This window comes from Dyella jejuensis (genome assembly GCF_044904675.1).
GTDB classification, from domain to species: Bacteria; Pseudomonadota; Gammaproteobacteria; order Xanthomonadales; family Rhodanobacteraceae; genus Dyella_B; species Dyella_B jejuensis.
On sequence record NZ_JADIKJ010000005.1, the window covers coordinates 159023 to 180428 of the forward strand.

Consider the following 21406-nt stretch of genomic DNA (forward strand, 5'->3'; position numbering starts at 1 on the left):
TGCCTTTTTCCACGGGTGCCGGTGGTCATCTACGCCCGGGCTGCCGGCTGCGCTACAGTCAATACCTCCAAAAACATGAGGGACGCGCCATGGTCGGCTTCCTGCTTTGGCTGTTGTTACTGGTGTTCTGCTGGCCGCTCGCATTGCTGGCGTTGGTGTTCTATCCGATCGTATGGCTGATGTTGCTGCCGTTGCGACTGGTCGGGATCACCGTAACGGCGGCGTTCGCGTTCCTTGGCGCGATGCTGATGCTGCCGGCGAGAGTATTGCGCGGCCGACCGGTGTGAACCCTCCATGCCACGCGCGCGCTTGATCGCGCGCACGTCGCCGTGACCGGAAAACCTTATTCGGCAGCCACTGACCGCAATCGCCTTCCGATTGCGGCGGTCCTGCGCGAATGGCTTGCCGATCGGCGGCGCCTGCTGGAGATCGGCAGCGGCACCGGCCAGCATGCCGTGCATATCGCCGCCTTGCTGCCGCAGCTGGACTGGCAATGTTCGGATCGCGCGGCCTACTTGCCTGGCATCCGTCAGTGGCTGGACGAAGCAGCGCTTCCGAATACGCCGCCGCCGCTTGAGCTCGACGTAATGGACGTATGGCCGTCCGAACGCTATGACGCCATCTTCAGCGCAAACACCCTGCACATCATGGCGTGGCCTGAAATCGAGCGCTGGTTCGCGCAACTGCCCACGGTCACGACCATGGATGCGTGTATGGCCATCTATGGTCCGTTCAACATCAATGGTGATTTCACCAGCGAAAGCAATGCGGCTTTCGATCGCGACTTGAAGCGGCGCGGTGCGCACATGGGCATTCGCGATGCCGGCGCGGTGGATGCGCTTGCAGCTGCCGCCGGATTCGGCCTGGTCGAGGACGTCGCGATGCCATCCAACAATCGCATGCGGCTGTGGCGGCGAAGCGGATAGCGGCGTCTGCCTTTCGAACGTCGGAACATGCATCGGCCAAGCGATGGCGACCGGCACGGATGGGCTGTGCGTGTTTGCACAAGCAAGCATGTTCATCTCGCTTCAATGCCACATCGTTGCGAGATTTGGCCCTCACCTCAGTCCTCTCCCCGAAGGGGAGAGGAAGCGAAGAGCCCGTGCTAATGCTTCGATGTTGCATCGCTGCGAGATTGGCCCTCACCTCAGTCCTCTCCCCAAAAAGGGGAGAGGAAGCGAAGAGCTTGGGTTCATGCCTGGCGAGCAAACGGCTCTCGGCGCAGGCCACGCCAATAGCGTGAACAGGCCCAAGCAGCCCTTGCGCAGGAGGTGACCACGCATGAGGATGGACGCCTTAGCCATCGCCGGACGCAGCCTTGCAAGCCATCGACACGCTCACACCCTGCCCTTGCGGCAACGCCGCCGGTTATGCGCGCTGCTGCGGGCCACTGCACGAAGGCGATATCGCTCCCACCGCCGAGCACTTGATGCGTTCGCGCTACAGCGCCTATGTGCTCAAGCGTGAAGACTACCTGCTCGCCACCTGGCACCCCGATACACGTCCCGCCAGCCTGAATCTCGCGGCGCAACACCCTTCGCCCACGTGGCTCGGCCTGGAAGTCAAGCATCACGCGCAGGAGGGCGATGAGGCCACGGTGGAATTCGTGGCGCGTCTTCGCCACGGCGGCGGCAAGGCGCAGCGCATGCATGAAATCAGCCGTTTCGTGCGCAAGCACGACCGCTGGTATTATTTGGACGGCCATTTTCCGGAACATTGAACAGACGGCCAAACGCCATCGGAAGGCACATCAGGCGATCCAGCGCCATTCGCTTTCGCCCTCGAAATGTCCCGAAGGCCCGAAGCGTCGCTCGATCACCAGTCCGCTTCCGTCATAGCCGATGGCCACGATCGTGCTGGCGCGGGTGCCATAGGTCTCGCCCCGAATGAACGCCGATGACAACCAGCGCTCGCGCTCCAATCCCACGCCGGTGTCCGGCAGCGCTTCGTCTGGCGCGGGCCGTTCGTCGGCCAGCGCGTGGAATATCGGCGCAAAATCCGCGTCGCGGCCTGCGTCCATCCATGCCTGCAAGCGCTCCATCAGCAGCCGCGTCTTCGGCCACGGCGTATTGAAATCGGCGTTGGAAAGGCCATGCACGCCGGCCGCAATGGGCTGCGCCCGGGCCGTCGGACGGTTGCCGATATAGAAACCGTGACCGGCATCGAACGTAAGCAAGTTGAATGGACGATAGCCGGTCGCCGCCGCGAGCAGCTTGCGCGCATGCCCAGGCGCATCGTCCGCACCGGCGAGATAATCCGTGGCAAGCAAGCCACGCGATACGCCATGCTGCGGATCGCGCGGATCGCGCACATTGGTTACCACGCAGCAACGTCCCGCTTCGGTAACACCCAACCACGTTCCGCCCGCTTCCAGATCGCGGCCGCCAATGATCGGCAAATCGTTCCAACGCGCCAAGGCCGCGCTCGGCCGGGCATGGAATTCATCACGATTGCCGGCCAGCAGCAGCCGCCAGCGGGGATGGACTTGCCAGGCAAACGCGATCAGGCACATAAGGTTTACATCTTAGGGCGATTCGCACTATTCGCGTAGCCCACGTTAGCGTTGCGTGGCCGTCGGGCATAGTGCGGCGCAGGCGTGGCTGCCAAGCCGCGTCCTGCCGCATGACGACCACGCAATCGGAAGGCCCAGGGCTGTTTTGCCCGCCAGGCGGCGTCATCACTCGCGTGTGTACGGACATGCCCCTTCTCGCGCTTCCCTCTCTAGCGAGCAAACAGCGCGCGGCGCGGGCCGCGCGAATAAGGTGGACAGGGCCTAGCCCGCGCGCAGGCCCCTGCGCCGCCTCACCGCTTCGGCCCAACGCATGGCGACGCGCGGCGACGTCATGCAGACGGCCTCGTCCGTTACCGTGGTGACGGCACGTTCCAGCAATTGGATATCGGCCTCGTGCTGGCGCGCGACATGTGCGTCTTCGAAAAAGATCGCGCGCTGGCAGCAGCGCTCCAGCACCATGTCGGCAATTTGTGCGTCGCCGCCCATCGGGCCGCTCTGGTAGCGCTCCACCCATGGCTGCTCCTGCGGCCAGCCCTGGCTCCACGCCAGCTCGTTCAGCTGCTGGCCCGTGGTGCCGGTGGCGATGCGACGTGCGAAGCGCGAGAGCACGTCGAAATGATCCGCCGCATACGCCACCATCTGCGGCTTCATTGCGTCGTGCGCGATCAGCGCAATAGTCTGCTGTTCCAGCGCGTGCAACGCATCGGCACCGGGATCGGGAGGCAATCCGGCGTGGATACGCTCCATCTCGATCCAATCACGCGCCGAGGCAAGCGTCGAAATGAAGGGTTTCTGGTGGATCACGCATTGGCGCTTCAGCGCCACCGCTTCGGGAAAGGTTGAGGATGGGTCTACCGGATTGATCAGATAGATCGCGCCATCCAGTGCCCGCTCCGCACCAGGCATGCCCACCACTTCCGCCACCAGTTTCATCAAGCCACCTTCGTGGCCATAGGGATAGCGCACCAGCCCAGGGTAATCGGCGAGCAGGCCGGCGCGATCGATCGCCGCATAGGTCCGCCCTACCGCATGCAAACCGAGCCGCAATTCGCGAATGCCCGGCTCGCACTGGCGCAGCCAGCGGAACAGCGCCGCGTCATCATGGTCGTGGTGAAGCGCGTTGGCGGCAAGGCCCATGCGCATGGTGTTTCCCCTTGATCTGCTTAGCTCAATGAAGCCCTGACACATGCCAATTGAAGCGAACATGCTCCGCCATGAGGTACATCAGCATCATCGGATGCTACAAGCAAATCCACTGCATACATCACCAGCGTGACGAGCGGTAACACTAACTTCACTGGCCCGGCTGCAATGGCGGCGGCTAAAAGCAGGACGAACCGGAGACGACTCAATACGAGCGAGAAAGACACGCTCAACGGATGGGCATGGCCGTATCAATAATCCGTCGGTTGGCTCGTACCGTGCAAACACAAGCGGCGCGCCGGTTTCCCGACGCGCCGCACGTTACAGCAGGACGGTTCTTTGCCCTGGGGCTTAGAACTTCACCTTCACGCCCACGTTGTAGAAGCGACCAACGATGCCAGCGTAAGAATACGTCGGGTTGTAGTTGATGCCCGCGTAGTTGGCCGGATCAAACGGCGCCTTGCGATCGAACACGTTCATGATCGACGCGGTCACGGCAACGTTGTGCGTGATGTCGTAGCTGCCGGTCAGGTCGAAATCCGTGAACGAGCTGACACGGCAGTTGGACGGCAGGAACGCCGTGCCGGCCGCGTTGAGCGCCAGACAGGAGCCAGGACCCACGCCCACGTCCATCGCCGTCTCGGAGTAACCACTGGTGTAATACACGGTACCGGTGACGGTCAGCGGGCCGTATTCGACCGTATTGGACCACGATCCACGAATACTCGGCGTACCGGCGCCCGAGGACAGGTTGTACGGTCCCTGGGTGCCGGCGAACGATTCCACCGTGCCATTGGGCAGCACCATGCGCCAGTTGAAGATCTGCGTGCCCGACAGCTCACTGATGTAGTGGATGCTGCCGAAGTCCCAGTGGCCCTGCAGGTCGATATCAATGCCGTCGGTCTTGAGCGAGTTGGCGTTGATGTATTCGCCGATGAATTCGGCCGGACGCGCCAGCGCGGTGGGCGCCGCCGAGTCAGCCTTGTCCGGGATCACGGTGACGCCCGGGATGCCGGTAGCGCCGGTGGCGAAGTAATTGTTGATCGCATCGCCGAAGTCAGGTCCGGTGATGACATTGGTCTTCTTGATGTCGTAGTAGTCGATCGAAGCATTCAGCCAGCTAGTCGGCTGCAACACCACACCGAAGGTGAAGTTGGTGGCCTTCTCCGGCTTGATGTTCGGGTTGGCGATCGTGTACTCGGCCAAGCTATAGGGCACCGTGGCGTAAGCGCTGCCATTGTGGGCATTCACGAAGCTGGTGTACTGCGACGGATTCAGCGTAACGAAACCTTCGGCCGAGCTGGAGCCGTTCTCAGCAAAGCTCGGTGCGCGGAAGCCCTTGGAGAACGTGCCGCGGACCGCGACCCAATCCAGCGGCTTCCACTTGAAACCGACCTTCGGCGAGAAGTTGTTACCTACGTCGCTGTAATGGTCAAAGCGGCCGCCGGCGTCCAGCTCAAGCGAGTCGAGCAGCGGCATGTCAAATTCCGCGTAAGCGCCGCTCACATCGCGCTGGCCACGGGTCTGCGCAATACCCAGGCCCTGGTAGAGCTGGTCGGGATTGAGTGCCGGATCGTTTTGCGCTTCACGACGGAACTGCGCACCCACGGCCAGACCCGAGGCGCCGCCTGGGAGATCGAACAATTCGCGGGTGGCGCTGAGGTCCAACGAATCCAGGTCAGAAGTGGAGGTCTTGGACAGGTTGGGCGACAGTGCCGATAGCACGGCGGCACTATTGGCGGCCGGGGTCACGAAATTGTACGCGCCGCTGGTGATGGCGCTTTGCAAAGCTGCGTAGCTGATGAAGCCGGTCTGCTGCGTATCGAGCCAATCATGGTTGATGATGACCGCGGCATCGTAGTTCCACTCGCCAGCCGTACCGGAGATATCGCCCACCACGCGCGCGTTGTGGTTATCGTAGGTATTGTTCTGCGGAATGTCGCCGAAGGCATAGTTGAGCAGCGCGTACTGGCCCGCTGCCGCAAACGGATCGTTCGGGTTGAGCTTGCCGGCATTCGGGCCAGTGGTCAGCACGGGGGGCAGAGCGATACCGTTGGTATTGTTCGGCGTGGAGACCTGGACCTGCTGCGGCGCGAACTGCGCCCACAGCTTCGACTCCATGTAGCTAGCCGATACATAGGCCTTGGTCGTGTCGTTGATCTTGAACGTCACGCGGCCGTACAGCCCACCCTGCTCGGTCTGCGGCTGCACTTCGCCGTACTGGCCCACCTGATTCTGTTGGCAATAGCTGCCCACGCCGGGCGTGTTGATGAGCGTAGTGCCGTTGTTGCAAGCGCCCAATGGCTGGTACGACGAGCCTGGAACCTGGGTCACGCCGCCGATGTAACCGGCCGCAGGGTTGGTCAGTGTACCCGGCGCTACGGCGCCAACGGTCGAACCACGGAAGGTGGCGGGATTGCCAAAGGCGCTGTTCGGACCACCGATGCCAGAGAGATCGGCGGTGTTGAACGGATAGCTGCGCTCACGATTGAAGATGGGATTGTCCATCTCATACTGCGCGCTGAAATAGGCGTTGTAGTGATCGGTGTCCAGGTCGCCGCCGCCGGCAAGGAAGGTGGCTTTCTTGGTGAAGCCGCCGCCATGCTGCGAATTGCCGATGTCGGCAGTCGCTTCCACGCCCTTGTAGCCGGGCTTGAGGATGATGTTGACGACGCCAGCGATCGCGTCGGCGCCGTACAGCGAAGAGGCGCCGTCCTTCAGCACTTCGATGCGCTCGACGGCAGCAAGCGGAATCGTGTTGAGGTCGACAAACGAACGCTCGCCGTCATCGGAGACCGGGTAGTCGGCGGCGCGATGACCGTCGATCAGCACCAGAGTCGAGTTCACGGTCAAACCGCGCAAAGCAACGCCCGAAGCACCCGCTGCGAAACCGTTAGTGAACGCATTCGGAATCGAGCCGCTGTTGTCCGCGGAAATTGAACGGACCACATCGGAAATCGTGGTGTAGCCGCTGCGAGCAATTTGCTGTGCGGTGATCACGGTCACCGGCGAGGGCGTTTCCGTATCTACCCGCGGCAGGGCCGAACCGGTCACGGTGATCGTCTGCAACTGCTTGGGGTTGCCCTGGTCTGCAGCCGGCTGTTGCGACTGATCCTGGCTGGTGGGGGCGGTCTGGGCGAAGGCGGCTCCAGCAATCGGAGCCAGCAGCAGGCCCGCCAAAGCGAGCGCAAGCTTATTACGAGTCATTTTGAATACCCTCCAAGGTACAGCTGATTGTGAAACGCCCAACAGGAATTAACGCTTAGAGGAGTGGGGATGTTGGGCGTGTGGGGACACTGCTGAAGTCTTCCACACCCTGTACACGTCAGACAAGTCCTTAACATCACGTAATTTCTTGCGGCGACGAACCGCGAGCTATTTCTCAAGCTCTGCGCGCTAATGCTTATATTGAAAGGACTTCCGGGAGGGACTGCCGTCAGGCGGCGTTATCGGAAGGGAACAAACCGCAGGGATTCCCGCAAAGGAGATGACAGCCGCTTAACGGATTGCCCTTGGCGCGCGGCGCGCCCTTCCACAGGGCATCTTCCGCGCCGGGAGGCCAGAGGGCATCGGATCGGTTCGGCGTGCGGAAGGTGTATATGCCGCGCACTACCGCGTCCTTGCACAGGGGCCGCGGGCGGGCATAAGCGAAAAGCGGAGTGGCTTATCAGCCAGCCGCCGCCGATTTCAACGATGTGGCGAGCATGCTGGCGATACTTCCACCGGCTTCCCGGCCATCGTAGACCGCGCGCACCACCAGGTCCGCACCACGCACATTGTCACCGCCGGCAAAAATGCGCGGATGGCTGGTCTGCTGCGGCAACCTGCCGGCGGCGCCGGTAATGACCTTGCCGGAGGGCGACAGCTCGACGCCGTGCGTGGCCAGCCAATCCGGCGGGCTGGGCAGGAAGCCGAACGACTGGATCACCACGTCGGCCACGATCTCCGATTCGGTGCCCGGAACATTCCGCGGTTTTGGACGTCCGTCGCCATCATCGACCAATTGCGTTTCCACCAGGCGCACGCCGCGTACTTGTCCATTTCCATTATCCAGGATCGCCACGGGCTGACGCTGGAACAAGAAGGCCACGCCTTCCTCGCGGCTGTAATTCACCTCGCGTGCGGAACCGGGCATGCCCGCTTCGTCGCGGCGATAGACACAGGTGACCGACGCGGCGCCAAGCCGGATCGCAGTGCGATTGCAATCCATGCCGGTATCGCCACCACCGAGCACCACGACATGCTTGTCGCGGAAATCGAATACGGATGCCGGTTCGTCGCGCAGCAGGCGTTCGGTGTTGGCAATCAGGAATGGCAAGGCGTCGTGCACGCCCCGCAGTTCTCTCCCAGGCAGCCGGGCGTCGACAAACGTGTAGGCGCCCGTGCCCACGAAAATGGCATCGTAATCGTCGAGCAACGCACCGAATTCAACGTCGCGCCCAATCTCGCGCCCAAGCAAAAAGCGCACACCCATGCCTTCCAGCACCTCGCGCCGCGTGCGCACCACGGCCTTGTCCAGCTTGAACGGTGGAATGCCGAAGGTGAGCAGGCCACCGATCTCGTGCTGGCGATCGTAGACATCGACGGCAACGCCGGCACGCCGGAGACGATCGGCACAGGCGAGGCCGGCGGGACCGGCGCCGATGACGGCGACGCGATGGCCGGTTTCGCGCACGCCGGAAAGATCCGGACGCCAGCCCTGGCGCAACGCCTCGTCGGTGACCCAGCGCTCGATGCTGCCGATCGTCACCGAACCAAACGCGGTTTGCTCCAACGTGCAGGAGCCTTCGCACAGGCGATCCTGCGGGCACACGCGACCGCAGATTTCCGGCAGGGGATTGGTTTCGTGCATCAGGCTGGCCGCTTCCAGGATGCGGCCCTGCTGCACCAGCTTCAGCCAGTTGGGAATGTAGTTATGGACCGGGCAGGCGTGCTCGCAATACGGATTGCCGCAATCGATACAGCGCTCGGCCTGGGTCGTGGCCTGCGGCGAGGCGAAGTCACCGCCGATTTCGCCGTAGCCCAATACGCGGACCGCCACCGGGACCGTGCGCGGCGGCTGCCGGGGTACATCGAGAAACTGGAAAAGCTTTGCGCTCATGCCGCCCTCCGCAGTTCTTCGGCCAGCACGGCGAGGCTTGCGGCTTTGGGTTTCACCAACCAGAATTTGTATTGCAGGCCACGGAAGTCGCGCAGGATCTGCCGGCCCCAGTCGCTGCCGGTCAATTCGACATGGCGGGTCACCAGTTTCCGCAGATGCTGCATGTAGTTTTCCATCCCCTCGGGCGAAATGCGCAGGATGTCGACCAGCTCGTGGTTGTAGCAGTCGACGAAATCGCGCTCCAGATCGAGCACGTAGGCGAAGCCGCCGGTCATGCCGGCACCGAAGTTCAGGCCGACCTTGCCCAGCACGGCGACCACGCCGCCAGTCATGTATTCGCAGCAGTGATCGCCGGCGCCTTCGACCACCGCGAGCGCGCCGGAATTGCGCACGGCAAAACGCTCGCCCGCGCGGCCGGCCGCATAAAGTTCGCCATCCGTCGCGCCATACAGACAGGTGTTGCCGATGATCGCGGCATCCTGGCTGGCATACGGCGCGTCGGCCGGTGGGCGCACCACGATGCGGCCGCCGGCCATGCCCTTGCCGACGCCATCATTGGCCTCCCCCACGAGTTCGATATGCACGCCGCCGGCATTCCAGGCGCCCAGGCTCTGTCCGGCCGCACCCTCCAGCTTCAACTCGATCGGATGGGCATCCATGCCGTGATCGCCATAACGGCGCGCGACCTCGCCGGACAATCGCGCACCGATGGCGCGGTCAGTGTTGGTGATGCGGTAGGCAAAGCTGCCGCCACCCTTGTTCACTACCGCGTCGGCGGTATCGGCATCGATGCGCGAAGCAAGCTCGGCCTCGTCGCGCATGGGATTGCGCGCCAGCGTGCAGGCAAAATCGCTGCGCGCGCTCAGCCCGGCGCCGTCGATCAGCGGCGTGAGGTCGAGCTTGTCCTGCACCGGCGTGCCGCCTTCGAGCTGCTCCAGCAGGTCGGTGCGGCCGACGATCTCACCCAGCGTGCGCACGCCGAGCCGCGCCAAATGTGCGCGCACGTCTTCGGCAATGAAGCTGAAGTAGTTCATCACCATTTCGGGCAGACCGATGAAGTGATCCTTGCGCAACACCGGATGCTGGGTCGCCACGCCGGTCGCGCAGTTGTTCAGATGGCAGATACGCAGGTACTTGCAACCCAGCGCCACCATCGGCCCGGTCCCAAAGCCGAAGCTCTCCGCGCCAAGCAGGGCCGCCTTGATCACATCCAGGCCGGTCTTCAGGCCGCCGTCGGTCTGTAACCGCACGCGCCCGCGCAGGTCATTGCGGCGCAGGGTCTGCTGCGTTTCCGCCAGGCCCAGCTCCCACGGCGTACCGGCATATTTGATGGAGGTCAGCGGACTGGCGCCGGTGCCACCGTCGTGGCCGCTGACGGTGATCAGGTCGGCGCCGGCCTTCACCACGCCGGCGGCGACCGTGCCGACGCCGGCGTGCGAAACCAGCTTTACCGAAACCAATGCCGCGGGATTCACTTCTTTGAGGTCATGGATCAGTTCGGCAAGGTCTTCGATGGAATAGATATCGTGATGCGGCGGCGGCGAGATCAGGCCGATACCCGGCCTGGCGTAGCGCAGGCGCGCGATCGTGGCATCGACCTTGTGGCCGGGCAGTTGTCCGCCTTCGCCGGGCTTGGCGCCCTGCGCGACCTTGATCTGCAGCACTTCGGCATTGACCAGGTAGGCCGGCGTGACACCGAAACGCCCGGACGCCACCTGCTTGATCTTCGATGCGCGCTCGGTGCCGTAGCGTGCGGGATCTTCGCCACCCTCGCCGGAATTGCTGCGCGCACCGAGACGGTTCATCGCGATCGCCAACGCTTCGTGGGCTTCCGGTGACAACGCACCCAGCGACATGCCGGCCGAATCGAAACGCTTGAGGATCGCCGCGGCCGGTTCCACCTCCTGCAACGGCAGCGGCGTAGCCGCCAGTTTCAGGCCGAGCAGATCGCGCAGGGCGGACGGTGGACGGTGATCGACCACCTCGGCATACGCGCGGTAGTCGTCGGGCTTGCCGGTACGCACTGCCTTCTGCAGGCTGCCGATCACGTCCGGGTTGTACATGTGGTACTCGCCGCCGTGCACGTATTTGTAGAGCCCGCCGGCGCGCAGCGGCAGCGCTTCGTTCCATGCCTCGGCCGCCAGCAGGCGCTGCTCGTGTTCCAGCTCCGCAAAGCCCGCGCCGCCGATGCGCGACGGCGTGCCGGGGAAACACAGCGCCACCACTTCCGGCGCCAGCCCGATGATCTCGAACAGCTGCGCGCCGCGATAGCCGGCTACGGTCGAGATACCCATCTTCGACAAGATCTTCAGCAATCCCTTGCGGATACCGCGGCGATAGCTGCGCCCGATCTCTTGCCGATCGCCTTCGATGTGCCCTTCGCGACCGAGCTCGAACAGGCTTTGGTAGGCCAGCCATGGATAGATCGCGGTGGCACCGAAACCGATCAGGCAGGCGAACTGATGCGGATCGCGCGGCGTGGCGGTTTCCACCACGATATTGCATTGGCAACGCAGCCCTTCGTCGATGAGATGCGCGTGCACGGCGCCGGTGGCCAGCAGCGAATGGATCGGCAATCGATCGCGCTGCGGATAGCGGTCGCTGAGGAAAACCAGTGCGCAACCATTGCGCACCGCTTGCGCCACGTCGTGGCACAGGCGCCGGAGCGCGGCCTGGAGGCCTTCCTCCGGCGCGTACATCAAATCGAAGCGCGGAGCTTCCACGTATTGCGGCATCGCCAGCAGCTGGCGCAGCTTGCGTTGCGAAAGGATCGGCGAATTGATCAGGATTTGCCTGGCGTTTTCCGGCTTCAGATCGAACACGTTGCCTTCCGGCCCGATCTGCGTCACCAGCGACATCACCAGCTTTTCGCGCAGCGGATCGATCGGCGGATTGGTCACTTGCGCGAACGCCTGCCGGAAGCGATCGAACAGGGGACGCACCTGGCGCGACATGGCCGCGACGGGCGTGTCGTCACCCATCGAACCGGTGGCTTCCGCTTCCAGTTCCGCGATGACCTTCAATACGGTCTCGCGTTCTTCGCGCGAAAGACCATACAGTTTCTGGTAGCAACGCAACTGACCCGCCGCCAACGGCTCGGCCGCCAGCGAAGGGTCGATCAGGTCCGACTCCAGGTAGCTCACGCCGCCGCGCAGCCAATCGCGATAAGGCGCACGCTTGCGGTTGATTTCATCGATATCGGCATCGCGCAGCAGGCGGCGCGCGACGAAGTCCACGGCGATCATTTCACCGGGCGCGAGGCGACCCTTGGCAACCACGTGCGCGCTGGGCACATCCCATAGGCCAGCTTCGGACGCGACGATCAGGTGATTGTCGTCGGACAAGGCCCAGCGTGCCGGACGCAGCCCATTGCGATCGAGCGTACACGCCGCGTAACGGCCGTCGCACATCACCAGGCCGGCCGGCCCATCCCAAGGCTCGCTGTGCAGTGCGTAGTATTCGTAGAACGCTGCCAGGTCCTCGTCGATGCCTTCGCGCGCGGCAAACGCCGGCGGCACCAGCACGCGCATCGCGGCGAGCAGGTCCAGGCCACCCGCCAGCAATAGCTCCAGTGCATTGTCGAGGCTTTCCGAGTCCGAGCCCGACTGGCGCACGAACGGGCCGATGTCGCCCAGTTCCACCAGCGGTGAACGCCAGATTTCCGCGCGCGTCTGCATCCAGCGGCGATTGGCGCGAATGGTGTTGATCTCGCCGTTATGCGCCAGCAGCCGGAATGGCTGCGCCAGTCGCCACTGTGGCGTGGTGTTGGTGGAGAAGCGCTGGTGGAACACCACCGCGTCCGCGACCAGCGCCGGATGCCGCAGATCGTCAAACACCTCGCGCAGGCGCCCCGGCGCGGCCATCGCCTTGTAGCCGATTACCTGCGCGGACAACGACACCACGTAGAACTGCGGATCGTCGAGCAGCGCGGTCTCGGCGCGGCGCCGCGCACGGAACAAGGCGCGTTCGAAGCCGGCATCGTCCATGTCGCCGGCGGCATCGACGAAGATCTGCCGCACCTGTGGCCGGGCCGCGGCCGCCAGCGGACCGCAGGCTTGCGCATTCACCGCCACTTCGCGCCAGCCGGCCACGCGCAGGCCTTCTTCAATGATGTAGCGCTCCAGCACCTTGGCGGGCTCGCCATCCGCCGCATCGAGGAACACCAGCCCGGCGGCGAAACGATCGCCCAGCGGCATGCCCGCTTCCAACGCCAGCGTGCGCAGCCAGGCCTTCGGATGATGGATCAGTACGCCGCAGCCGTCGCCGCTGACGCCATCGGCATTCACGCCGCCGCGATGGGAAAGTTTGGCCAGTGCCTCGAACGCTGTATCGACGATCCATTTGCTGGCGCGGCCATCGATCTGGGCAACCAGGCCAAAGCCGCAGCTATCGTGTTCAAAACTGGCGTCGTACAAACGTGGTGCCACCGACATGATCGAAAAACCTCTTGGCTTGCTCCGGCTGGCTGGGGGCGCAAACAGCCTGCCGTCGAAGGAACGGCAAGCAGCGCGGTGAGGGCTTACGGCCCGACTTTACGCACAAGTTGTGCGTCGCGTCAAAGCCGCCTAGACGTCCAAATGAAAAAGACCGTCGCGGCGTGACAGTGCGCGCTAACAGACCAGTTGCGCGGCAAAGGCTGCCAGAGCGCTTGGCGGCGCCATCCGCGGCATCTCGCCGGATGAGGCCAGCTCCGACATAATCGCCTGCATGCCGACCCATTCCCGAACCTTGCGCCTGCTCGCTTTCCCGCTTATCGCCTGCGCGATAACCCTTTCCACCACTGCGCTGGCGCCGGTCCAGGCGGCGCAGGACGCCAAAGGCCAGGCCGAACAGGCGCAAGCCCGGCAACAGCTGGCCGAGCTGCGCGCCAAGATGCAGGCACTGGCCAAGGAACAGGCCGACACAGCCGCTCGCCGCGACAGCGCGAACGCCACGTTGGCCAGGCAATCGGATGCGGTAGCCGCTGCCGCTCGCGCCGTGCGCGACACCGATGCGCAGATCGCCGCCAAGCAGCAACAGCTGGATCAGTTGCAAACGCAACGAACAGAGCTGGACAAGAACCTGGATAGCCAGCGCGCCGCCATCGCCGACCTCCTTCGCGCCACCTATGCGGTCGGCCAAGGTTCGGACCTGCGCCTGCTGCTCGGCGACGAAAACATCGCGCGCATTGCGCGCTCGCTCGCCTATTCGAAATATTTCCAGCAGGATCGCCTGCAGAAGGTCCAGCAATTGATGGCGGAGCTGACCAAGCTGCAGGATCTGCAAAACCAGATCACCATCGAACAACAAGCCTTGCAGGCAACCCGCGCGCAACGCCAGCAACAGGCCAGCGCATTGGAACAGCAGCGCAAGACGCAACAACAGCTGGCCGGCCAGATCGACGCGCAATACAAGAACCAGGCGCAGAAGCTGGCGGCAATGAAGCAGAACGCGCAAGCGCTGGACGAATTGCTGGCCAAGCTGCAGAAAGCGATCGACGAAGCCGCCCGCGAAGCGGCGCGCAAAGCCCGCGCCAATCCCACCGTACCAGGCGGCCCGGGCAAGATCCCGACTAACATCCGCGGCAATTTGCCCTGGCCGGCGGCCGGCGCGGTGCACAGCTTCGGCAATGGCGTGCTGATTGCCGCGCCGCGCGGCAGCGAAGTTCATGCCGTAGCTGCCGGCCGGGTGGTTTACGCGCATTTCATGCGCGGCTACGGGCAATTGATCATCCTCAGCCATGGCGACGGCTGGCTCAGCATGTACGGCAACAACGAAACCCTGCTGCACGGGGTCGGAGACGACGTCGCCGCCGGCCAGGCGTTGGGTACCGCCATGCTTACCACCAGCGATAGCACCGGCGTGTACTTCGAACTCCGTCACGACGGCAAGCCGGTCGATCCGCGAACCTGGCTCAGCCAGCGCCGGTGATCGAAGCACAGCGACCGTCCGAGCGTCCAGGCAGGCAGCCGAAACGTTTCGAAAACATTCCCGCAAGCAAGATCGGCGTATTCTTTCAAGGTTGAATTCCGGTCGCTCGTGGCGGTCTCAACGCCGCCATCACATCTTTTCCAGTGGAGTTTGCCCCATGCGTTTTCCCCGCCATTGCCTGCTCGCCCTCTTGCTGGCGGCACCTTTGCTGCAGGCGCAGGCGGCGCCGGATACGGCAGCGGCCGGTAGCGACGACGCACCGGCAACGGCATCGAGCAGCGCCGCGCCGGCCGACCAGGTGGATATGGATGACGTGCGCAATTTTGCCCACGTCTATCAGATCATCCGCCAGGCCTACGTGGAAAAGGTCGATAACAAGACCCTGATGAACGACGCGATCAAGGGCATGCTCGCCGGCCTGGACCCGCATAGCGCCTACCTCGACAAGGAAGGCCTGCAGGAACTCAACGAGGACACCACCGGACAGTATGGCGGCCTCGGTATCGAGGTAATGGAAGACAACGGCCTGCTGCGGATTGTCTCGCCGATCGACGATACCCCCGCCTCGCGCGCCGGCATCAAGCCCGGCGATGTGATCACCGCGATCAACGGCAAGATGGTCGACACCGACAATATCGACAGCATGTTCGATGCCTTGCGCGGCGACCCCGGCACCAAGGTCACCCTGGGCATCCTGCATGAGAAGGCGGACCAGCCGGTCAGCATGACCATGACCCGCGAACGCATCTCCATGACCAGCGTGAAAGTGCGCGAGCTTGAACCGGGCTATGCGTACATCCGCATCAGCCAGTTCCAGGACGACACGGCCAGCGACCTGGAACGGAAGCTGGGCGATCTCCTGAAGAAGAACGGTCCGCAGAAAGGCGCGGTCCTGGACCTGCGCTCCAATCCCGGCGGATTGCTTACCGCGGCAGTGGCCGTTAGCGACGATTTCCTCGATGCGGGTATCATCGTTACCACGCGCGGACGCCTGCCCGATGCCAACCTCTCCTTCTCGGCGCACCCGGGCGACCTGCTGAACGGAGCGCCGATGGTGTTGCTCACCGACAACGGCACTGCCTCGGCGGCAGAAATCGTTTCCGGCGCGCTGAAGGATAATCATCGCGCGCTGGTCGTCGGTCGCCGTACCTTCGGCAAGGGCGTGGTGCAAACGGTACTGCCGCTCGATGCCGACCATGCGGTGAAACTCACCACCGCGCGTTACTACACGCCCAATGGCACGTCGATCCAGGCCGAAGGCATCAAGCCGGATATCGCGCTGGCGGACCTGGCCGTATCCAAAGTGGACGACTCGCAGGAGCCCATCAGTTCCGAAGCCGACCTGCCACATCATCTCGCCAATGAAGTCGCCTCGACCGGCGGCAACATCAACAACGATGGCAGCGCGGAAAACGCCAAGCTGGCGACCAGCGACTACGCCTTGTCGCAGGCCCTGAATGTCCTGAAGGGATTGGCGCTACGCCACGACGCCGGATTGCCTGCCGCCGCCGCGCGCTGAGGCAGGCGCATCAAAGAACGGCCCGTTGCGTTCGCCTCCTCGCCGAGAAAAGGCCCGCTGGGGAAAGGATTGGGGCGAAGCGCGATGCCTTGCCTTGACCTATTTTCAGGCTGTCTGTTCTGGGGCAGCCGGATGCCAATCTTCATCGCAAGGTTGCCCCAACCCTCTCCCCCGAAAGGGAGAGGGTGTCAGCTTGCGGGCCGTCGCCTTCCTTCTCCAGAGAGCGGGAGTTGAAATTCGCGAGGCCACCAACGCCCTTCCTGCTCTCCCCTGCGGGGAGAGGATGAGGTGAGGGGGAAACCTCGCGACAGAACCCATGCAAAGCAGTACTTTGATGGCGCTTTGCCGCAAGATCCAGCTCTCTGCACGAAGGAGCAAGGCGTTGAATTGCGAAGCACGCCGTTTGCTTAGAAATCTTTCTGCAAGGTCAGGAACAAACCCCGCCGCGGCCCATATTGCGGTGCGCCGACACCAACGCCGGTACCGCTGCGCAGTTCATACGTGCGGTCCAGCGCATTGATCAGCGCCAGCTGCGTGTGCAGCTTGCCAAAGCTGTCGAAATTGAAATCGTGGGAGACGTTGAGGTTGAGCTGGAAGTAGTACGGCAGCGACAGGCCATTGGGCGTCAAGCCATCTTCGCGCAGGCCGCTGCCGAAAATGTAATCCGCGCCGACCTTGGTGGTATCGGTAATGGCGTAGTTCATGCCACCGGACGAGGTGAGCTTCTGGTCGTGGTCGAGGTGGATGTAGTTGTCGGCGATATAGGCCAGCTCGTCCGGCTGGAAGTTGTACTGGCTGGTGATGACGTCCTTGCCCATGGCGCGGTTGTACGCGAAGTTGAAGTAGGCCGACACCGGACCATGGTTGTAGGTCAGGCTGAATTCGTCGCCGCGTACCCGGCCGTACTTGTAGTTGAAGGTGGAATACACCAGCGCCGTGCCAAACTGTCCTTCATCCTGCAAGCGATCCACCCTGCGGTAGTAAGAATCCAGGCCCACGGTCCAATCCGAACCGATGTTCTGCGAGATACCCACGTCGAAATAATTCGAGCGTTCCGCCAGCGGCGTGTTGTTGCCGTAATTCTTCACCGCGTTGGTGGTGTTGGCGAACGCCACGATGTCTTCGTTGGAAATAAGCTCGGTCTGCGGTGGCGTGAAATAGCGCGAGTAGCCCGCATGCAAGGCCGTGCTGCTGGTAGCCTGCCATACCACGCCCACGCGCGGGCTCAGCTGGCTCTCCTCGCGGAACGCAGTGTATTGATCGCCGCGCAGGCCGTAGTTGAGCGTCCAGTTGTCGTTGATATCCCACTCATCCTGCAGATACGCCGCGTAGGTCTTGGCGGTGACCGTGGTGCCCGTGAAGATGTTGAACGGCACGGTGCTCGCCTGGCTGCCATCCGGGTTGGCCGGAAAAACCAGCGAATTGGTATTGGTGTAGGCGCGGTCGTACTCGCCATACAAGCCATAGCGCAAGGTATGCGAGCCGCCCCAGGGCATCGCGAAATCGGCCTGCAAGGTAGACGCACGGTCGCCCTGGTTGATCTGTCCCGCGACACCGTTGAACATCAGGTCGCCGATGTCGTCGGGGTAATACTGCAAGCCGCTGAAACGCTGTCCCACCGACACCTGGTAGTTGGTATCGCCGAACTTGCCTTGCAGTGCCAGATTGCCGAAACGGGTCTGCTCGTCCTGCTGCTCGTTGAGGTTGGCGGCATTGAAGTTGGTCACGTCCAGATAACCGAACTGCGGCGTGCCCGCGTTCGGGTTGTTCGGAATCTGGAAGCGGTTGTTGGTCATGCCGAACATGAAGCTCAGGCGCGTATCGTTGTCGATCAGGTAGGACACGTCGCCGAAGGCCTTGACCTGGTTGGTGTGGTCGTGGATCGGATCGCGGCTGGGGGTCGGATTCTCGATGCCGATATTGTTTTCCAGGTAGTTGGCGGTGAAGAAGTAACTCCACTTGCCGCTGTTGCCCCAGAACGAAGCGTTGGGGTTGACGGTGCCGAACGAGCCGCCGGTGATGCCCACGCTGCCACCGTTGCCGAGATCCGCGCCACTCTTGGTGGTGATGTCCACCACCGCCGCGGTGCGTTCGCCATACTGCGCCGGCAACGCGCCATCGAGCAGCTTCACGCTCTGGATGGTGCGTGCGTCCAGGGTCTGGCCGAAACCGGAGATCGACTCGGGAATCATGATGCCGTTGATGCGGTATTGCAGGTTGGCGTGATCGCCGCGCACGTGCAGCTGGCCATAGGAATCCTGCACCACGCCCGGCGCCTGCAGCAGTACCTGGTTCATCGGCGTGGCATCGCCCAGCGGCAATGCCTGGATGTTTTGCGCGGTGATCACGTACTGGCTGCTGCCGGTATCCGGCGACAGACTGTTGCGTGCCTCATCCAGCGCGGCGGAAACCGTCACCGCGCCAAGCTGCTTTACCTTTGTGCGGCGATTGCCCGAATCGTCATTGCTGGCCGTGGCGCCATCGGTATCGGCAGCGGGCTGCTGCGTGGCGGCGTTGGCCGAAACGGCAGGGGAAACTGGCGGAGCAACAGGAATGTTGGGCGCGGCGGCGTGACTGGCGAGGGCATACAACGCGAGGCCAAGGCCGAGGGCAAGCGGGGTCAATTTCATGCAGAAGGGTTCCGGCAAGCATGGATCGGGACGGGCAGTTGCGAAATGTTATAACATTTCCCTTACGCCGTAACGACCGTCCCAGAAGTCATGCCTGCCGATGCGCAAGTTCATGCCGCCCTCATCAGGGCTCGACCGGGCCGGTCTATGATCCTCGGATGTTCCACCTCATGGAGCGCGGCATGACCGAGCCCAATCCGATCGGACCGCGCAACCTCCCCGCGGTGGTCCAGCCGGACGAATCGAGCAGCCGGGTCGCCCAGGCGATTCTCGATTTCGTCAGCCAGATTCCTGACAGCAAGGTCCACAGCCATCTCGATCCGGAGATGGAGGCGCGCCGGCTGGCCAATCGCGCGGCCCAGCGCGCGGCCCTGACGGCAGGCACGCTGGCGCTGCCGCCCGGTCCGCTGGGCTGGCTGACGATCCTGCCGGAGCTGGTTTCGATCTGGAAAATCCAGGCGCAACTGGTCAGCGATATCGCCGCCGCCTATGGCCGGCACGCGGAACTGGGCCGCGAACAGATGTTGTGGTGCCTGTTCCGGCATACGTCCGCGCAAGCGTTCCGCGATCTGGTGGTGCGCCTTGGCGACCGGCTGATTTTCCGGCGCCTGTCCTACGGCGTGATCGAACGCATCGCCAAGCAGATCGGCCTCAAGGTGACCCAGCGCGCGCTAGGTGAAGGACTCTCGCGCTGGATGCCGGTAATCGGCGCGATCGGCGTCGGTGGCTACGCCTATTACGACACGCGCCAGGTTGCCGCCACCACGATCGCCATGCTGAAGAGCGAAATCGGCATGGCCGATGACGACACGCCCGCGCCGAGCGCTTCGCAAGCGATCATGCGCACACATTGATGCTGCGCCGGATGACGGCGCGCCGGCTTTGCGTCAAGCTGCGCGGCGTCTTGGTTACTGCGCGGAGCCGCTGCATGAGTCCGTCCCATCCACGCCCGGTCGCGTTGATCACGGGCGGCGCTAGGCGTATCGGCGCCGTGATCGCCCGCACCCTGCATGCGGCGGGTTATGACCTCGCGCTGCACTGCCGGCATTCGACCGATGAAGCGGATGCGCTCAACGCCGAACTGACCGCGCAACGCGCCGGCAGCATGCTGCTGCTGCAGGCCGACCTTGCCGATACCGAAGGCTTGCCGCGGCTGGTCGAGGCAACGCTTGCGCGCTATGGCCGCCTGGATGCCCTGGTCAACAATGCGTCGGCGTTCTATCCCACGCCCATGGGCACCGCGACGCTCGCGCAATGGAACGAGCTGTTCGCTTCCAATGCGCAGGCTCCGTTCTTCCTTACCCAGGCTGCACTGCCCGCGCTGCGCGCGGCGCGCGGCGCCGTCGTCAACATGGTGGATATCTACGCCGAGCGCGGGCTGGACAGCCATCCCATCTATGTCATGGCCAAAGCCGCGCTGGCCGGCATGACCCGTTCGCTGGCGCTGGACCTCGGCCCGGACGTGCGCATCAACGGCATTGCGCCCGGCGCGGTGTTATGGCCGAGCGACAACAAGCCTTACGAAGACCAGCAAGCGCTGCTGGCCCGCACGCCGCTCAAGCGCGCCGGCGATCCCCGCGATGTCGCCAGCGCAGTGCTGTGGCTGCTGCGCGACGCGCCGTTCGTGACCGGGCAGATCCTTCGGATCGATGGCGGGCGTACGGTCTCGGTCTGAACGCATCAGGCCTCGGTCGGCGGTTGCACCAGCGTCACCGGCGTAAGCGGTTCACGCTCCACCGGAAAAACCGCCCACAGTTCGCCCAGGGTGATGCCGCTGACCGGATGGCGCACCGCGGGCGCGATATCGGCCATCGGCTTGAGCACGAACGCATACTTCAATTCCGTGCGCGGGATATCCAGATGCGCCGGGCCGCGCATCACCAGGTCGTCGTAGAGCACGATGTCGACGTCGAGCGTGCGATCGGAATAACGCGGCACGTCGCGACGCCGGCCGTGGCGATCTTCCAGCGCATGCAGCCATACGTGCAGGTCGACCGGTCCAAGCTCGGTATCCAGGCCCACGGCCAGATTGATGAACTCGGCACCGTCGAAGCCTACCGACGCATTGCGATAGGCCGGCGATACCTGAAGGTGGCCGAAACGCGCGCGCAGCTCATCCAGCGCGTCGCACAGGTAACGATGTGGCTCGACATTCGAGCCCAAGCTTAGATAGACGCGCGCCATGGCTGAAATGCTCCTATGGCCGCGTGCCGCGTTCGATCATCACGCCGACGGCTTTGGCCCCGCGCACCGCGCCCGGCTTGGACAATTTCAAACGCACCCAGGCCACGCCGAATTCTTCCCGGATGATCTTCGCGCATCCCTCGGCCAGCGTCTCGACCAGACCATAGTTGGATTCGCTGATGTAGGCGATCAGCCGCTTGGACACATCCTTGTAGTTGAGCGTGTGGGCGATATCGTCGGTAGCGGCGGGCACGGTGTTGTCGAAGGCCATTTCGACATCCAGCGAAAGTCGCTGTCGCACGCGCCGCTCCCAATCGTAGATGCCGATGACGGTATCGACGCGCAGGTCTTCAATGAAAACGATATCCATGTGTCCAAGTGTGCCAAGAAGTAAAAAGCGCAACGAC

The 21406-nt window shown here is 63.5% G+C and carries 15 protein-coding genes; 7 read left to right on the forward strand and 8 right to left on the reverse strand.

Going from position 1 to position 21406, the window contains the following annotated elements; all coding sequences use genetic code 11:
• Nucleotides 1-89: 89 nt before the first annotated feature.
• The 3 genes from ISP15_RS06500 to ISP15_RS06510 all read left to right on the forward strand — a co-directional run bounded on the left by ISP15_RS06500 (nucleotide 90) and on the right by ISP15_RS06510 (nucleotide 1720).
• Nucleotides 90-287 carry a hypothetical protein gene (locus tag ISP15_RS06500; RefSeq protein ID WP_404546285.1) on the forward strand — a complete coding sequence of 66 codons (198 nt, stop codon included), beginning with the start codon at nucleotides 90-92 and terminating at the stop codon, nucleotides 285-287.
• A 42-nt stretch (nucleotides 288-329) separates the two neighbouring features.
• Nucleotides 330-926 carry a DUF938 domain-containing protein gene (locus ISP15_RS06505; RefSeq protein WP_404546286.1) on the forward strand — a complete coding sequence of 199 codons (597 nt, stop codon included), beginning with the start codon at nucleotides 330-332 and terminating at the stop codon, nucleotides 924-926.
• 392 nt (nucleotides 927-1318) lie between these two features.
• Nucleotides 1319-1720: a YchJ family protein gene (locus ISP15_RS06510; protein ID WP_404546288.1), complete on the forward strand. Its 402-nt coding sequence runs from the start codon at nucleotides 1319-1321 to the stop codon at nucleotides 1718-1720.
• A 30-nt stretch (nucleotides 1721-1750) separates the two neighbouring features.
• Here ISP15_RS06510 and ISP15_RS06515 read toward each other — a convergent pair whose 3' ends face one another.
• The 5 genes from ISP15_RS06515 to gltB form a co-directional block, all read right to left on the reverse strand.
• Nucleotides 1751-2512, reverse strand: a complete 762-nt coding sequence (locus tag ISP15_RS06515; RefSeq protein WP_404546290.1) for an NRDE family protein — start codon at nucleotides 2510-2512, stop codon at nucleotides 1751-1753.
• 261 nt (nucleotides 2513-2773) lie between these two features.
• Nucleotides 2774-3655, reverse strand: coding sequence for a methylglyoxal synthase (locus ISP15_RS06520; RefSeq protein WP_404546292.1), 882 nt, complete (start codon nucleotides 3653-3655; stop codon nucleotides 2774-2776).
• Nucleotides 3656-4006: 351 nt separating this feature from the next.
• Complete coding sequence (locus tag ISP15_RS06525) at nucleotides 4007-6862, reverse strand: TonB-dependent receptor (protein WP_404546294.1); 2856 nt, start codon at nucleotides 6860-6862, stop codon at nucleotides 4007-4009.
• A gap of 460 nt (nucleotides 6863-7322) precedes the next feature.
• A complete protein-coding gene (locus ISP15_RS06530) occupies nucleotides 7323-8756 on the reverse strand; it encodes an FAD-dependent oxidoreductase (RefSeq protein WP_404546296.1) in 1434 nt (477 codons plus the stop codon).
• A complete protein-coding gene (gene gltB, locus ISP15_RS06535) occupies nucleotides 8753-13183 on the reverse strand; it encodes a glutamate synthase large subunit (RefSeq protein WP_404546358.1) in 4431 nt (1476 codons plus the stop codon). The genes ISP15_RS06530 and gltB overlap by 4 nt, the downstream gene beginning before the upstream one ends.
• A gap of 280 nt (nucleotides 13184-13463) precedes the next feature.
• On the opposite strand from gltB, the gene ISP15_RS06540 reads away from it, so the two are divergent.
• Together ISP15_RS06540 and ISP15_RS06545 are read left to right on the forward strand one after the other, a co-directional pair.
• The gene (locus ISP15_RS06540) at nucleotides 13464-14666 is read left to right on the forward strand and encodes a murein hydrolase activator EnvC family protein (protein WP_404546298.1); all 1203 of its coding nucleotides are present in this window, start codon (nucleotides 13464-13466) and stop codon (nucleotides 14664-14666) included.
• 157 nt (nucleotides 14667-14823) lie between these two features.
• Nucleotides 14824-16185: a S41 family peptidase gene (locus ISP15_RS06545; RefSeq protein WP_404546300.1), complete on the forward strand. Its 1362-nt coding sequence runs from the start codon at nucleotides 14824-14826 to the stop codon at nucleotides 16183-16185.
• Nucleotides 16186-16592: 407 nt separating this feature from the next.
• Here ISP15_RS06545 and ISP15_RS06550 read toward each other — a convergent pair whose 3' ends face one another.
• A complete protein-coding gene (locus ISP15_RS06550; protein ID WP_404546302.1) occupies nucleotides 16593-18815 on the reverse strand; it encodes a TonB-dependent receptor in 2223 nt (740 codons plus the stop codon).
• A 182-nt stretch (nucleotides 18816-18997) separates the two neighbouring features.
• Between ISP15_RS06550 and ISP15_RS06555 the strand changes: the two genes are divergently transcribed.
• Nucleotides 18998-19669 carry a hypothetical protein gene (locus ISP15_RS06555; RefSeq protein WP_404546304.1) on the forward strand — a complete coding sequence of 224 codons (672 nt, stop codon included), beginning with the start codon at nucleotides 18998-19000 and terminating at the stop codon, nucleotides 19667-19669.
• 74 nt (nucleotides 19670-19743) lie between these two features.
• A complete protein-coding gene (locus tag ISP15_RS06560) occupies nucleotides 19744-20490 on the forward strand; it encodes a pteridine reductase (RefSeq protein ID WP_404546306.1) in 747 nt (248 codons plus the stop codon).
• A gap of 5 nt (nucleotides 20491-20495) precedes the next feature.
• Here the strand turns inward: ISP15_RS06560 and folK are convergent, their stop codons facing one another.
• Together folK and folB are read right to left on the reverse strand one after the other, a co-directional pair.
• Nucleotides 20496-20999: a 2-amino-4-hydroxy-6-hydroxymethyldihydropteridine diphosphokinase gene (gene folK, locus ISP15_RS06565; RefSeq protein WP_404546308.1), complete on the reverse strand. Its 504-nt coding sequence runs from the start codon at nucleotides 20997-20999 to the stop codon at nucleotides 20496-20498.
• Between the two features lie 13 nt (nucleotides 21000-21012).
• Nucleotides 21013-21369: a dihydroneopterin aldolase gene (folB, locus tag ISP15_RS06570; protein ID WP_404546310.1), complete on the reverse strand. Its 357-nt coding sequence runs from the start codon at nucleotides 21367-21369 to the stop codon at nucleotides 21013-21015.
• Nucleotides 21370-21406 lie beyond the last annotated feature (37 nt).